The organism is Sporosarcina sp. P1 (assembly GCF_002743155.1).
Classification (GTDB): Bacteria; Bacillota; Bacilli; order Bacillales_A; family Planococcaceae; genus Sporosarcina; species Sporosarcina ureae_B.
The window spans coordinates 43,263-58,096 of record NZ_PDYS01000004.1; the positions used below are offsets into that span (position 1 = coordinate 43,263).

The window sequence follows — 14,834 nt, forward strand, 5'->3', positions numbered from 1 at the left end:
ATACTTCCGCGCTACCCGCTCTATCCACCCACGCATCCAATCATTCGCCCACCCTACCCGCTCTATCCCCACACCATCCCTCATCAATTATGTCAAATGTTTCCCAAGTTCATGCACAATATGCGGTAACTCCGGCAAGATCAACTTATCCATCGCAAGCGTCACAGCCTTGGAAGAGCCCGGCAATAAAAATACCGCCTGTAATCCGATTCCGCCAGCGGTTGCGCGACTGAGCAATGCTTTTGATCCCACATCTTCGGTATAACTCAAAAAGCGAAACAGTTCGCCAAATCCGTCTAGCGGTTTTGTGAAATAAGGTGACACGGTTTCCACTGTAATATCCCGTGCTCCAATCCCGGTGCCGCCCGTGAAAATCATGGCTTGAATCGACGAATCGGACGACCAAGCGGATAACCGCTCTACAATATGCTTTGCTTCATCTTGGCAAATTTCATACGCTTTCACTGTATGTCCAGCTTCGATCAACTTGTCGCAAATCACCTTGCCACTCTTGTCATCCGCTTGGGTCCGCGTGTCACTGATTGTCAGCACCGCGACTGCAATTGATTGATCACGAGCTTTCTGTGGTAAATGAGCTTCTTCCATTTGCTATTCCTCCTAGCCGAATAATGAATGATAGATTTTTCGTCCTTCTCGCATATCTTTCAATCCATGAATTAACAGTCTGCCATTCCCGAATAAAATACAGCGATAGCCTTCCGCTTGAAATTCCACGAAAAACGGTGTCTCCCGGTAATCCGCCCCTAGTTGTTGGGCGACTTTCACACCGTCCGCCACCGTCAACTTACGTCCTGCATCGGGTATGATTTGCACCGTATCACGTCCGCATAGCACCGCGTATTGCGTGCCCGCGGCTTGATGCAACGCAGGGTACGTCGGATGTTCGCCGCATGTTCCGCATTGCGGATTCTTCATCCGACTGATTCCTGCCTCAACCGATGTATTATTCCACACATCAAAATGAAGAAGTTTCGTGCGCATAGCCTTTTCATTTCCCGTCAGCCATTTCATCGCTTCCGCACTTTGATGTGCAGCCGAAATCTGGACAGCAGGCGCAATTACTCCTACTGTATCACACGTTTCATTGACCGCTGGCATGACCGGAAGCAAACAGCGGAAACACGGTGTCTTGCTTGGAATGAAAGGAAATACGCTGCCTGAACTGCTGACGACCGCGCCGTAGACCCAGGGGATATGCAGTTTCCACGCGACATCATTGATCAGCAAACGTGTCTCAAAATTATCCGTTGCGTCGAGTAAGATATCTGCACCAACCGCAATTTCTTCGAGCAACGGTCCGTCGATATGATCGAGCACGGTCGTAATTTCCACATCTTCGCGAATAGCATGTAAGCGATGCGCTGCCGCCACGACTTTCGGCACACTATTTTCTGCATCTGCTTCGACAAATAATTGTTGTCTCTGCAAATTGGATGCTTCAACATAATCTCGGTCTGCAAGCGTTATTTTACCGATTCCCGCGCGTACGAGCGTCTCGGAAATCGAAGAACCGAGCGCGCCACAGCCTATAATCACTGCATGTGCGTCAGCTAGCTGCCGCTGTCCCGACGTGCCAATAGGCTGAAATAATGTTTGCCTTGAATAGCGATTTTCCACTGGATCTACTTCCTTTCATTACACAACAAGCGAGGCAATCGGTTATGACCGATTGCCTGCGCTTATTTCTGGACTAATATCACTGAATGAACCAACATAGCGAACGACGTCGCCTGTTCCATCTTTTACCGAACTGATGGAAAGGAACTCCAAGTACTCTTCGCCACTCTTTTTCTTATTCCAAATTTCACCTTGCCAGACGCCTTGTTCATCAATTGTGCGCCACATTTCGTGATAGTATTCCCGGTCATGCCGGCCTGAACTTAAAATATTCGGGCTCTTACCAAGTACTTCCTCTTCACTATAACCTGTTAGCTTCGTAAACGCCGGATTGACCGAAACGATGGCCCCTTTCGAATTGGTCACGAGAATACCTTGCCCAGTCGAATCAAATACTTCTTTAGACAAGCTCGTACGATCCATATAATAAAGCCAGAAAGCCAATACAAGACTGACTAACGATACTTGTGAAAACGCCATGAAACCGATTGAATAGGAACCCGTCATGGAGAAAATCATCGCGAGTAATAATGGAGGGAAAAATCCACCAAGACCACCCATCATGGATACAATTCCATTCACAGTACCTGCTTGCTTACTGAAATACATCGGTACGAGTTTAAAGATGACACCATTTCCAAGACCCGCAGCTGCTGCAATCATAATACTGCCGACTGTGTACAGTCCGATATCGGGTGAAAATGCCAGAACGATGGATGAAATCGTCAAACCTGCGAAACAGCCCATCAACAAGAATAACGGCTGGAACTTATCGCCTAACCAACCTCCGACAGGACGCAATAACGTCGCAACGACGATGAAGCCGGCTGTACGAAGACCTGCGTCGACCTTATCGAGTTCAAAGTAATTGACGAGGAAACTTGGCAAAAACACAGTAAACGCAACGAATGAACCGAATGTGATGAAATAGAACAATGAGAAGAACCAAAGTTTTTCATTCTTATAGACACCTTTAATTTGCTCCACAATCGGCGCCTTCACTTTTACTTCTTTACGGTCACCGAAAAAGAAGTTCATTGCGATGAATACAAGCAATAAAATTAAATACATTTTGACAGTCATTGACCAGCCAAACTTCATCGCAAGGACGGGTGCTGAAAACGTCGTGATCGCTGTCCCGATGTTCCCCATCCCGTAAATACCATTGACGAGTCCGTGCTTTTCCTTAGGATAATACTTTGGTAGCGATGTAACCCCAACAGAGAAAATCGCGCCCCCTATCCCAAGTAACGTACCGCCGATCAAAAGCCCTGTCACTGTTGACGTTTCACTTATGTAGTAGACAGGAAATAATAGTACAATGAAACTGATAAAAAACATCATGCGTGCGCCATAGACATTGGCGTAGTAGCCGAGTGGAATCCGCAAAATCGAACCGAGTACTACGGGGATTGCCGTGATGATAGCTACACGCTCTGGTGGAATGCTGATATCTTCGCTAATAAACGGTAACAAAGAAGAGATCAGGACCCACACCATGAAGCCGACGACTAGATTTGCTGTCTGCAGAGGTAACTGAATCTTTTGTATCATAGGAATCCATCCCATCTGAAATTAGTTGAAAAACGATCCAACACTCTTTCTTTTAGACTGATAGTATGTGTTACTCTGGTAGAATTGACGTATACAATTGTTCAAATAATTCATCTTGCTCTTTGGCAAGTAAGACCGATTGAACCATCGGAAAGATGACGTTTTCTTCTTTTACAAAGTGAATCATGATGACTTCAAACGCTTCGCCCGCGTCTTTTACGACGTCTTGCATCATAGCGAGAGTAAATTTCGATAGATCTCCTCTTGTGTGATGAAGGAAATGTCCGATAAACGCATCGATCTCATCGTGTTCTTCTTGCACGGCTTGAACCGGTCCTTGATCATTGCCCACATATTTTGCTAGCATCGGAAACAGGTATGCTTCTTCTTTTTCTGTATGGTTTTTCAGCGGATCGATGAATTCGACGAGAAGCCTGCGCATTTTCTTGAGTGCTTCGAGACCTTCATCACGTGTGAATCTATCATTCTCAAAATCCAATACAATCGCATGCCACTGTTCCATCAAAGTCAGTAAGAAACGATGTTCATTTTCAAGCACACGTAATGCAGGTAGCGTATGCATAAATCCTGTATTGCTCATCATCTTTCACCTCCCGATTAGAAACTTAAAAACTTCTTGCGCAGCGCATATTCGACGAGTTCCGGGCGGCTCTTCAATTGCAGCTTATCCATCATTTTCGCTTTATGCGCTTCTACAGTCTTGACGGAAATATACAGCATTTCTGCTATTTCCTTATTGCCATAACCTTTTGCAACAAGCGGTAGAATTTCGATTTCTCGTTTAGATAAAATCTTGAACGGATCATCTTCGTCTGTCTCTTTCGACCCTTTCTTGACAAACTCCCTGACGAGCGAAGTTGCCATGGACGGATGGACATACGTTCCGCCATCGTACACTTGACGAATGGCATGTAGTAACTCTTCGTCGGGCGCATTTTTCAAAATATAGCCTGATGCACCGTTTTTCAGTACGTGGAACATATACTCCTCGTCATCGTACATCGTTAAAATGACGATCTTCGTTTCTTTGAAATCTTCGTGAATTTTGCCTGTCGCAATCAAGCCACTTTGGCCAGGAGGCATGCTGAGATCCAGTAAAATAATATCCGGTCTGTGCTTCGCAACTAGTTCATATGCTTCCAACCCATCTGCCGCTGTTGCTACGACTTCCATATCATCTTGGAAATTCAATATATGCATAAATCCTGTGCGGACGACTGCATGATCATCAGCTATTATGATTTTCACTCGTTGCTCTCTCCTTCTTCAGCGGAATATTCGCTTGGACTGTCGTACCTGTTTGTTGACTAGAAATGATCGTCAAACTACCACCTACCAGTTCCACCCGTTCTTTCATCCCATATAGACCGAGTCCCGTGCCTTGCGGTGTAAAGTCATTGACGTCAAAGCCGACACCTTCATCAGATACTTTTATTTGCAGCTGTCCATCCACTTCATTCAACGTTAAAAAGACGTCTTCTACTTGGGCATATTTCATGGAGTTGAGAATCGCTTCCTGGCCGATACGATACGCAACCGTTTCAATCGCACCTTCATAACGTTGTTCTTTCAAATCGGATTCATAATGTACATACAATCCATAATTCTTCTCGAGATTCTTGATGTGTGTTCGGAAAGCGGCTTCTAATCCAAAATCATCGAGTACAGCCGGTCGCAATTCGACAGATAGATGACGGATCTCATCGAGTAAGCGCATCAGTGAACCTTCTGTTTGACGCAACTTCTCAAGTGCCTTGTCGTTCATGCCCATATATTTCAAGACGCGTAAATCGACGAGCGAACTGAGCATTTCCTGCGCTACACTGTCATGCAGCTCACGTGAAATTCGTTTGCGTTCATTTTCTTGCGCCAAAATCACTTGTTGCATGCGCAATTTTTGATGGAGCACTTCGGATGTCTGAGTTTGTCTCGTTAGATTACGCAACATCAACATGGATACGTGTTGCTCTTCATCTAATACTTGATAGGTTGCGCTGTATGGTTGCAAGCCCAGATCTTTTGTCTCCAAATATAATTGGAATGAAGATACGGTTTGTTGTGGCTTCTCCATAAAACACGAAACACACGTCATCTGTTCATCTTCACTCGTAAAGCCACGGCATGTCAGACAAATGGCATCCGCCTCGCCCTGCAACATCTTTTCATATAGAGAAGGTTCCATTATTTGTTTCGCCGCTTCATTCATTGAGAGAACTTCGCCATTCGCGCCGAAAAAGAACATCGCTTCTGTTGTCCGATCGTATAGTTTATGCAGCATAGTCGTTAGCTGGTCATTGTTCAATAAAGTCATCTTTCAATCGCTCCTTCATGTGAAACGGTCCGAATTGAGGCCCTACCGCATGCTTGAATTGCTCAAACTTGTCAGCGGTTAACCGGTCCACTTCACGATAGCCAATCAAAAGCACACCTTGCACATGGTCATCACGGAATAGAGGAATCGCGCCAAAACTTTTCAGCTTTTCGAATACGACAATTGGATAGTTGTAGAGATCTCCATCCATTACACTTGCGTCTACATTCTCGATTTTCATCGGCTTTCCTGTCTTGAAAACGGTTCCCGCCACGCCTTTGCCTGATTGAAGGACAATTCTACGATAGCGTAAACTGATATTCCCCGTTACATATCGCCACTTTAATTCGTAATGAAATTTCTTCAAATCCACTAATGCCAAGCCGATGAAATCCGCATGAAGCGTTTCTTTCAATTCGTCGATTGCCAGTTGGAAATCTCTATTTACTTGTCCCGTCATAGACCTTATCTCCTATTATTCATCATTCGCTTACCGGGGTGATTGTTTGGTCGGCTGATGTTTTCTATATAGAATATAACTTCTCCCTACATAATTCAATGGCACACTCCAGACGTGGACGAGTCGTGTGAATGGCCACATGGCGAAAATTAGAAATCCAGTTAAAACATGCAGCTTGAACGCAATGGGAACAGATGCCATATATGCAGCTTCCGGCTGGAATATGAGCAATGATCTGAACCAAACCGAAATCGTATCACGGTAATCGAATCCTGGCGTCGTTGTGTTTGTAATTAATGAACTGTAAACACCGATGAAAACGATAAACAACAACAAGGTATTGACGATTAAATCTGATTTCGAGGACAACTTGCGAACATTACTTTTTGTGAAACGACGTGATGTCAGAATAATCATTCCTGCTAATGTCATCACACCAAAGAATCCGCCACCCCACACGGCACCGATATGGTACATATGGTCGCTGACACCCATTGCCCGCGTCCACTCTTTCGGAATTCCAAGTCCCGCCACATGGCCTAAAATGACGGGGAAGATTCCGATGTGGAACAGCAAGCTACCGATCATTAATTGCTTCTTTTCAATAAACTCACTCGACTTCGCGGTCCAGCCGAATTGGTCATTCTTATAACGAAAAATATGTCCTACAATAAATACTGCGATACAGATGTAAGGAAAAATGACCCATAGAAATTGACTAGTCATTAGCGGAAACCTCCCGTTGAATACATGATTTACATGTTTCACGCAGCGCACGGATTAAATGAAGCCATGGACTTTCATACTTTTCAAGTGCTTTCATTAAAAAGTAGGAACCGTCCTCGATGACTGCGAGCAACATGGAAAAGCTCTGTTGCGCTCGCGGATCTCCCTTCCATTCAGCGGCATAAATAAATTCACACATTAACGGAAGTAAGTCGGATAGTTCTTCATCGGGCATTTCGAGCCCGAACATTTCGTATAACACTTTTAACTGCGCCAACGTCTGACCGCGTTCTTTCGAGTCTGCAAATTTTACGTACGTCATAAACAGCGTGGCGTCTTTTTGGAAATCGAATGTGTACGTGTACAACTCCTGTATTTCATCCAAACTGTACGTTTGCATCGTTTCCCAGTACAGCTGCAGGTCGTCATAACCCGCAGCGTTTTCCGTTACGTACTCATTCCACATGTCTGGATGGAACGTCAGCTTTTCCGGATAGTTCAGTTGATGGGAGAAAAAGCCGAAGATATGCTTCTTGTCATATAAGAGATCGAGATTAATCACGCCAGATCCCCCCGTAGAAGTTTTCTTCATAGATTTCCTTGCCCGTTTTCACTGGAGCCGCTCCCGGTGTTACAGGTCCGCAACCGTCACAACCTCCATCCGAGCCCATTACAGAAAATGAGGAATACGGATTTTGAGCCGGTGCTTGTTCACCGTAAGTTCCCATACCGTCGTAACCTGCTGAACCTTGTGAGCGGTAGACGTTCATTTGACTTTCTTTATGCGATGTTGGAATCACGAAACGATCTTCGTATTTGGCTATGGCAAGTAAGCGATACATTTGCTTTGTCTGTTTCGCAGTCAAGCCAACACGCTCCAGTTTGGTTTCGTCGAAATCCTTGCCTGAAGAAACTGCACGCATATATGAACGCATCATAGCCATACGCTGCAAGCCTCCTTTGACGATATCCACATCTCCAGCTGTCAGCATATTGGCCAAATACTGAAGCGGAATTCGCATTTCTTCGATTGCCGGGAAAATCATGTCCGGATTTTTGATGGAATCTTTACCTTCAAAGTAGTTCATGATCGGGCTAAGCGGCGGAACGTACCATACCATGGGCAATGTCCGGTATTCCGGATGCAACGGGAAAGCCAACTTGTACTCGATCGCTAACTTATAAACCGGTGAGTTTTGTGCTGCTTCGATCCAGTCTTCGGAGATGCCGTCTTTAATTGCTTGCTGGATGATTTCCGGATCATGTGGATCCAGGAACAAATCACATTGTGCTTGGTACAAGTCTTTCGGATCCGGTGTAGATGCGGCTTCCTGTACGCGGTCTGCGTCATAAAGCAAGACACCTAGATAGCGGATTCGGCCTGTACATGTCTCAGAACAAACTGTTGGCAAACCAGATTCCACGCGCGGGAAACAGAACGTACATTTCTCCGCTTTATTCGTTTTCCAGTTGAAGTATACTTTCTTGTACGGACAACCCGTCATACAGTACCGCCATCCGCGACACGCTTCTTGGTCGACGAGGACGATCCCATCTTCGTCACGCTTGTACATGGCACCTGACGGACAAGAAGCTACACAGCTCGGGTTCAAGCAGTGTTCACATAGTCGTGGCAAGTACATCATGAACGCTTGTTCAAAGTTGAACTTGATTTCTTCTTCGATTTTTTCGATATTCGGGTCAGTGGGTCCTGTAATATGTGCGCCAGCTAACTGATCTTCCCAGTTCGGGCCCCACTCAGGATCCATGTATTCGCCTGTAATGACGGATTTTGCACGTGCAACCGGCGTATGTTTTCGATCCGGTGCGGACGTCAGTTTTTCATAGTCGTACGTCCATGGCTCATAATAATCTTTCATTTCAGGCATATCCGGGTTATAGAAGATTTTACCGAGTGCGATTTTCGACAGCTTGGAACCCGATTTCAATTCTAGCTTGCCTTTTCGCAACTGCCAGCCACCCTTATAAAGCTCCTGATCTTCCCAGCGTTTCGGGTAGCCGATGCCCGGTTTCGTTTCTACGTTATTGAACCACATATACTCGGCACCTTCGCGGTTCGTCCATGTCGTTTTACACGTCACACTACATGTATGACACCCAATACACTTGTCTAAGTTCATGACCATTGCAACTTGCGCTTTAATTTTCAAGCCAGTTGACCTCCTTCATCTTACGGACAGCGACGTAGACATCACGTTGGTTACCGATCGGTCCGTAGTAGTTGAATCCATAACTGAGCTGTGCATAGCCGCCTACCATTTGGGTCGGCTTCATGTGAATGCGCGTCGGTGCATTATGGCTTCCTCCGCGCTGCTCGGTGATTTCCGAACCTGGCATTTGAATATGCTTATCCTGTGCGTGGTACATAAACATCGTACCTTTAGGCATTCTGTGACTGACAACGGCCCGTGCATTGACGACACCGTTTCGGTTATATACTTCGAGCCAAGCATTGTCGTCGATTCCGTGCTCTTCTGCATCGAGATTCGATAACCACACCGTTGGACCGCCACGGAACAATGTCAACATGTGCTGGTTGTCTTGGTATGTCGAGTGGATATTCCACTTACCGTGCGGTGTTAAGTAACGAAGAACGAGTGCATCTTGTCCGCCTTTAATTTCTGCATCACGGTCCGCAAAGACGAATGGTGGAAGCGTCGGTTTATAGACTGGCAATGCTTCGCCGAATCCAAGGAATAATTCGTGATCGATGTAGAAATGTTGTCTACCGGTCAATGTTCGGAATGGCACGAGACGTTCAATATTCGTCGTAAATGGCGAGTAGCGTCGACCTAATTTATTCGAACCACTGAAGACCGGTGTTGGAATGACTTCACGCGGTTGCGCGGTAATTCCTGCGAATGTGAATCGCTCTGCTGCGCGGTCTGCTGAAATATCTTTCAGTTCCATACCTGTATCATGCTCCGCAGCTTCAAATGCTTTTTGTGATACGCGGCCGTTCGTTGCGGAAGATAGTGTCAACATCGCTTCTGCTGCGTGTTTCGCTGTGTACAATTTAGGCAAGCCGTCTTTCACAGTATCGTCTTCATAAATACCGTTGATGCCTTTCATCAGTTCATATTCATCCGCTACCGAGAAACTGACACCGTGTGCGCCCGTTTTCCCCGTCGATAATAACGGGCCGAGCGTAATATATTTATCGTAAATCTTCGTAAAGTCACGCTCGACAATCGTCATCCCCGGCATTGTTTTGCCCGGAATGGCTTCAATTTCCCCTTTACTCCAGTCATGTACTTCGCCCATCGGCTGAGCAATTTCCTGAACCGAGTCATGTGCTAACGGAGACGTGACTACATCTTTATAGACGCCTGGCAAATGCGTTTGCGCAAGTGTAGAGAACGTTTTCGCGATTTCACGATAAATATCCCAGTCCGATTTAGATTCCCATAATGGATTAACTGCCGGATTGAATGGATGGACGAATGGATGCATGTCCGTTGAAGACAGATCCACTTTCTCATACCAAGTGGCGGCTGGTAGAACAATATCTGCATATAGCGGTGTCGCGGTCATGCGGAAATCGAGTGCTACTAATAGATCGAGCTTTCCTTCCACATCGTCGCGCCACACCATTTCTTTCGGTTTCATATCCTCATTCGGCGTAGCAAGCAAGCCGTCTGATGCACCGAGTAAGTGTCTCATGAAGTATTCCTGCCCTTTTGCAGAACTTGAGATCAAATTCGAACGCCAGACGAATAATGAACGCGGGAAGTTTTCCGGTGCATCTGGATCTTCTGCTGCGAATTGTAGTTCACCAGACTTCAGTTGATCGACGACATGCGCAACGACTTCTTTCGCATCCGTCTTACCTAGCTTCGCCGCTTCTTCCACGAGCAATAAACTATTTTTATTGAACTGAGGATACGATGGCAACCAGCCGAGACGCGCCGCAAGTACGTTATAGTCTGCCGGATGCTGGTATCTCGCTTCTCCGCCAAGTGGCGACTGAAGTGTATCCGTACCCGCTTCTTCGTATTTCCATTGATCGGTCGCAAAATAGAAAAATGATGTGGCATTTTGCAGACGTGGTGGGCCTTGCCAATCTTTTGCGAAGGCAATCGTGCTCCAGCCTTCGATTGGACGACATTTCTCTTGTCCTACGTAATGCGCCCAACCCCCACCGTTCACTCCTTGTGAAGCGGTCAACGTGACGAGGTTGAGAATCGCACGATAGATCGTGTCACTGTTGAACCAGTGATTGATGCCCGCTCCCATAATAATCATCGAACGTCCACCTGTGTCGATAGCATTTTGTGCAAACTCCATGGCGATTTGTGTAACAAGTTCTGGTTTAACGTTCGTAATCGCTTCTTGCCAAGCGGGTGTATAGATAGAAGTCACATCGTCATAACCTGTCGCTTCTAGCTCACTGCCGATTCGATTTACGCCATACTGACTCAACATAATATCGTATGTTGTCGTCACTAAACGCTCAGTGCCGTCCGCAAACTGTACTTTCATCACAGGAATGGGACGCTTGAATGTGCCATTTCCTCGGTTATCGAAGTATGGAAAATGAATTTCTTGCCATTGCTGTGCTTGTTTTTCGATAGATAATGCGGGCTCAATGCGTGTGCCATCTGCATGTTCCAATTGCAAATTCCACTTGACGCCTTCTTCCCAGCGTTGTCCCATCGTGCCGTTTGGAACAATGATTTCATCTGTCGCTTCATCAAATAAAACCGGTTTCCAATCAGCGTGCGCCGTCTCCTGTCCAAGATCACTTGCCCGCAAGAAACGCCCTGCTTTATACGAATCTTCATGCGGATCAAGTAAAATCAAGAACGGCATATCGGTGTATTGTTTGGCATAGTTTATAAATGTTGGTTCTTTACGTTTTTGATAGAATTCATCCAAAATGACGTGTGTCATCGCTTGCGCAACTGCTGCGTCCGTCCCTGGGTTCGCTGCGATCCAGTCATCCGCATGCGTAACACTTTCCGCATAGTCCGGCGCGACGGAAACGACTTTGGTTCCTTTATAGCGAACTTCCGTCATGAAGTGCGCATCCGGTGTCCGGGTAAGCGGTACATTCGAGCCCCACATGATGATATAGCCTGCGTTGAACCAGTCACTCGATTCCGGAACGTCCGTCTGCTCACCCCAAATTTGCGGAGAGGATGGTGGAAGATCTGCGTACCAGTCGTAGAAACTGAGCATTTCGCCACCAAGCAATGAAATGAAACGCGCGCCCGATGCATAACTGACCATTGACATCGCAGGGATCGGTGTGAATCCTGCCACACGATCCGGACCGTATTTTTGTACCGTATAGATGAGTTGTGCCGCAATGAGCATCGTCGCATCTCGCCAATGAATCCGGACGTGACCACCTTTGCCGCGGGCTCTTTTGTATTCATTGGATTTCTCGGGATCTTCAACGATTGCTGTCCATGCTTTAACAGGATCTTTCGTTTCTGCCAACGCTTCGTTCCACATGCGCCACAGTTTTCCGCGTATATAAGGATACTTCACGCGCAATGGACTGTATTCATACCAAGAAAACGAGGCGCCCCGTGGACAACCACGCGGTTCAAATTCAGGCATATCAGGGCCACAGGATGGATAGTCGATTTGCTGATTTTCCCATGTGATGATGCCATTCTTGACGAAGACTTTCCAACTGCACGAACCCGTACAGTTTACGCCATGCGTCGTACGGACAACTTTGTCATGAGACCAGCGTTGACGGTACATGTTTTCCCAATCACGACTTTTCTCTTCTAGTACTGACCAACTTCCAGAATAACTCTCGACAGGTTTAAAATAATTCAATCCGAATCTCTTTTTCATCGAACATTTCCACTCCTTTTCAGAATGTAGCAGTAAATGAATCAGATCTACTTATTCTCTTACCCCCGAATAGACTAAGTAGTCTGAATTCCACATAAGGGAATTCCCTATTGATTACAACGTATCGTAGGACTTTTCTATCAACTCTTGTAAAATATCTTTGTATAAAATAAGTATACGTGTTTCCATACTTGTTTCTATCAGGGAATTCCCTATTCTCCTTTCACGAATCTCTAGTTTTACTTTCTGAGTGAGGGAAAACTCTTTATACCGCCTTCTGAATACGTTCTATTATTTTCACAATTTTAAGTGTTTTTATTTAACAAATGGGAAATTTAGTATAGTTCTCATAATATTATGTTGATTTTATTTATATAAATGATAGAATTATATACAAAATGAAAGGTAAGGTGGATGATACCGTGGCAAACGAATTAAATAAAGTACTTCGTTGTGAAGCACTAAAAGATAAAATTGTTACAGCAGAAGAAGCAGCTTCTTGGATCGAGGATGGAATGTCTCTAGGTCTGAGTGGATTTACTTTGTCCGGAGACGCAAAAGCGGTGCCTTTGGCATTGGCAGAACGAGGAAAAACTGAGGACTTTAAAGTAAACGTTTTCACTGGTGCTTCAATGGGCCCGAACGTAGATGAATTAATGGCCAATGCAGACGTCATCAATTTACGTGTTCCATACCAAGGTAACCCAGCAATGCGCGGCAAAATCAACTCAGGTGACTCATTCTATATCGATCAGCACCTTTCCCATACAGCTGAATGGATTCGCCAAGGCGTAATCGGACCCGTTGACTATGCAATCATCGAAGCAGCAGCTATTACAGAAGAAGGATATATCATCCCGACTGGTTCTGTAGGTAACTCTCCGATTTTCGTTCAAGAAGCGAAGCATGTCATCATCGAATTGAATGTTAATGCACCTATGGAGTTTGAAGGCTTACACGACATCTATATTCCAGATGCTCAAAACCAACGTAAAGAAATCCCTGTGTACAGTGCAACAGATAAAATCGGTACACCAGGAATCAAAGTAGATCCTAAAAAGGTTGTCGGAATTGTTCTTACGGAGAAAGGTGATATTCCTTCCCCTATCGTTCCTCCAGACGAAGAGACACAAGAGATTGCAAACAACTTGTTGAACTTCTTCCGTGACGAGATCAAGTTGGGCCGTATGGATGAAACGCTAATGCCTCTTCAATCAGGTGTCGGTTCGGTTGCGAACGCAGTACTTGACGGTATGAGAAATTCTGAGTTTAAAGATATCGAAGTATATTCTGAAGTACTTCAAGACGCAATCTTCGACTTGATCGATGACGGCGTAGTGAAATTCGCTTCTGCTACTTCATTGACTCTATCTAAAAAGCGTTTGGACAGCTTCAAAGACGATATCGCTAAATACCGTGATAAACTCGTATTCCGTCCACAAGAAATCTCAAACCACCCGGAAGTTATCCGTCGTTTGGGTATCATTTCATTCAACACAGCGCTTGAGCTAGACATCTACGGAAACGTTAACTCTACACATGTTAGCGGAACACGCATGATGAACGGCATCGGTGGATCTGGTGACTTCGCTCGTAACGCACGCATCGCGATTTTCGTTACGAAGTCTTACGCAAAAGGCGGAGACGTGTCATCTATCGTACCTTTCTCTTCTCACGTGGACCACACGGAGCACGATGTAGACGTAATCGTTACAGAACAAGGGTACGCAGATCTTCGCGGCTTGGCTCCAAGACAGAAAGCAGAATTGTTGATCGAGAACTGTGCTCACCCTGACTTCAAGGAAGAGCTACGTGATTATTACAATAGAGCAGTTGAACAAGTTGGCGGACAAACTCCACACATCTTGGAAGAAGCGCTATCATGGCACGTGAATCTTGCGAAAAACAAGACGATGCACAAGACTGTAGAAGTTCAGAAGTAATTTTATAGATAGGAAATGACCAAGCGGACTTCGATCCGCTTGGTTTTTTCGTGTGATTTTTTTGGGGGTGGGGTGGGTAAATGGCTGGGTTGAGCGGATGTGGGGGTGGATAGAGCGGATAAGCCAGGGGATAGAGCGGATGCCGGGTCGCATAGAGCGGGTAAACGGATGGATAGAGCGGATGCCGGGTCGCATAGAGCGGATAAACGGATGGATAGAGCGGATGCCGGGTCACATAGAGCGGATAGCGTGAAAGTATGAGCGCTTGGCCATATATATGAGCGTCTCCTCTCTCAAGATGGATTAGGCTAGTCGCCGCGATGGACATTGAGCGGTTAAGCGAGTG

Annotated in this window: 13 protein-coding genes; 2 read left to right on the forward strand and 11 right to left on the reverse strand. The window is 45.7% G+C overall.

Features of this window, described 5'->3' with window-relative positions:
- Positions 1-87 precede the first annotated feature (87 nt).
- The 11 genes from CSV73_RS06365 to CSV73_RS06415 all read right to left on the reverse strand — a co-directional run bounded on the left by CSV73_RS06365 (position 88) and on the right by CSV73_RS06415 (position 12,545).
- Positions 88-606 (reverse strand): MogA/MoaB family molybdenum cofactor biosynthesis protein, encoded by a 519-nt coding sequence (locus CSV73_RS06365; RefSeq protein WP_099626913.1) that lies wholly within the window; start codon positions 604-606, stop codon positions 88-90.
- Positions 607-618: 12 nt separating this feature from the next.
- The gene (locus CSV73_RS06370; RefSeq protein ID WP_099626914.1) at positions 619-1,638 is read right to left on the reverse strand and encodes a ThiF family adenylyltransferase; all 1,020 of its coding nucleotides are present in this window, start codon (positions 1,636-1,638) and stop codon (positions 619-621) included.
- 42 nt (positions 1,639-1,680) lie between these two features.
- On the reverse strand, positions 1,681-3,192 hold the full coding sequence (locus tag CSV73_RS06375; RefSeq protein WP_099626915.1) for an MFS transporter: 1,512 nt from the start codon (positions 3,190-3,192) through the stop codon (positions 1,681-1,683).
- Positions 3,193-3,262: 70 nt separating this feature from the next.
- Positions 3,263-3,796, reverse strand: coding sequence for a hemerythrin domain-containing protein (locus tag CSV73_RS06380; RefSeq protein WP_232319146.1), 534 nt, complete (start codon positions 3,794-3,796; stop codon positions 3,263-3,265).
- Positions 3,797-3,810: 14 nt separating this feature from the next.
- The gene (locus CSV73_RS06385; protein WP_085132607.1) at positions 3,811-4,461 is read right to left on the reverse strand and encodes a response regulator; all 651 of its coding nucleotides are present in this window, start codon (positions 4,459-4,461) and stop codon (positions 3,811-3,813) included.
- The gene (locus CSV73_RS06390; RefSeq protein ID WP_099626916.1) at positions 4,442-5,524 is read right to left on the reverse strand and encodes a sensor histidine kinase; all 1,083 of its coding nucleotides are present in this window, start codon (positions 5,522-5,524) and stop codon (positions 4,442-4,444) included. Before CSV73_RS06390 ends, CSV73_RS06385 begins: the two co-directional genes overlap by 20 nt.
- The gene (locus CSV73_RS06395; RefSeq protein ID WP_099626917.1) at positions 5,505-5,984 is read right to left on the reverse strand and encodes a GAF domain-containing protein; all 480 of its coding nucleotides are present in this window, start codon (positions 5,982-5,984) and stop codon (positions 5,505-5,507) included. Before CSV73_RS06395 ends, CSV73_RS06390 begins: the two co-directional genes overlap by 20 nt.
- 30 nt (positions 5,985-6,014) lie before the next feature.
- Positions 6,015-6,710, reverse strand: coding sequence for a respiratory nitrate reductase subunit gamma (gene narI / locus CSV73_RS06400; RefSeq protein ID WP_085132604.1), 696 nt, complete (start codon positions 6,708-6,710; stop codon positions 6,015-6,017).
- The gene (gene narJ, locus CSV73_RS06405) at positions 6,703-7,272 is read right to left on the reverse strand and encodes a nitrate reductase molybdenum cofactor assembly chaperone (RefSeq protein WP_085132603.1); all 570 of its coding nucleotides are present in this window, start codon (positions 7,270-7,272) and stop codon (positions 6,703-6,705) included. The genes narI and narJ overlap by 8 nt, the downstream gene beginning before the upstream one ends.
- The gene (gene narH / locus CSV73_RS06410; RefSeq protein WP_085132602.1) at positions 7,265-8,881 is read right to left on the reverse strand and encodes a nitrate reductase subunit beta; all 1,617 of its coding nucleotides are present in this window, start codon (positions 8,879-8,881) and stop codon (positions 7,265-7,267) included. Before narH ends, narJ begins: the two co-directional genes overlap by 8 nt.
- Positions 8,871-12,545, reverse strand: coding sequence for a nitrate reductase subunit alpha (locus CSV73_RS06415; RefSeq protein WP_099626918.1), 3,675 nt, complete (start codon positions 12,543-12,545; stop codon positions 8,871-8,873). The genes narH and CSV73_RS06415 overlap by 11 nt, the downstream gene beginning before the upstream one ends.
- Positions 12,546-12,943: 398 nt before the next feature.
- Here CSV73_RS06415 and CSV73_RS06420 point away from each other — a divergent pair, with 398 nt between their 5' ends.
- On the forward strand, positions 12,944-14,488 hold the full coding sequence (locus CSV73_RS06420; RefSeq protein ID WP_369802576.1) for a succinyl-CoA:acetate CoA-transferase ScpC: 1,545 nt from the start codon (positions 12,944-12,946) through the stop codon (positions 14,486-14,488).
- Between the two features lie 99 nt (positions 14,489-14,587).
- Positions 14,588-14,749, forward strand: coding sequence for a hypothetical protein (locus CSV73_RS16440; protein WP_158232297.1), 162 nt, complete (start codon positions 14,588-14,590; stop codon positions 14,747-14,749).
- The last annotated feature ends 85 nt before the right edge of the window (positions 14,750-14,834 follow it).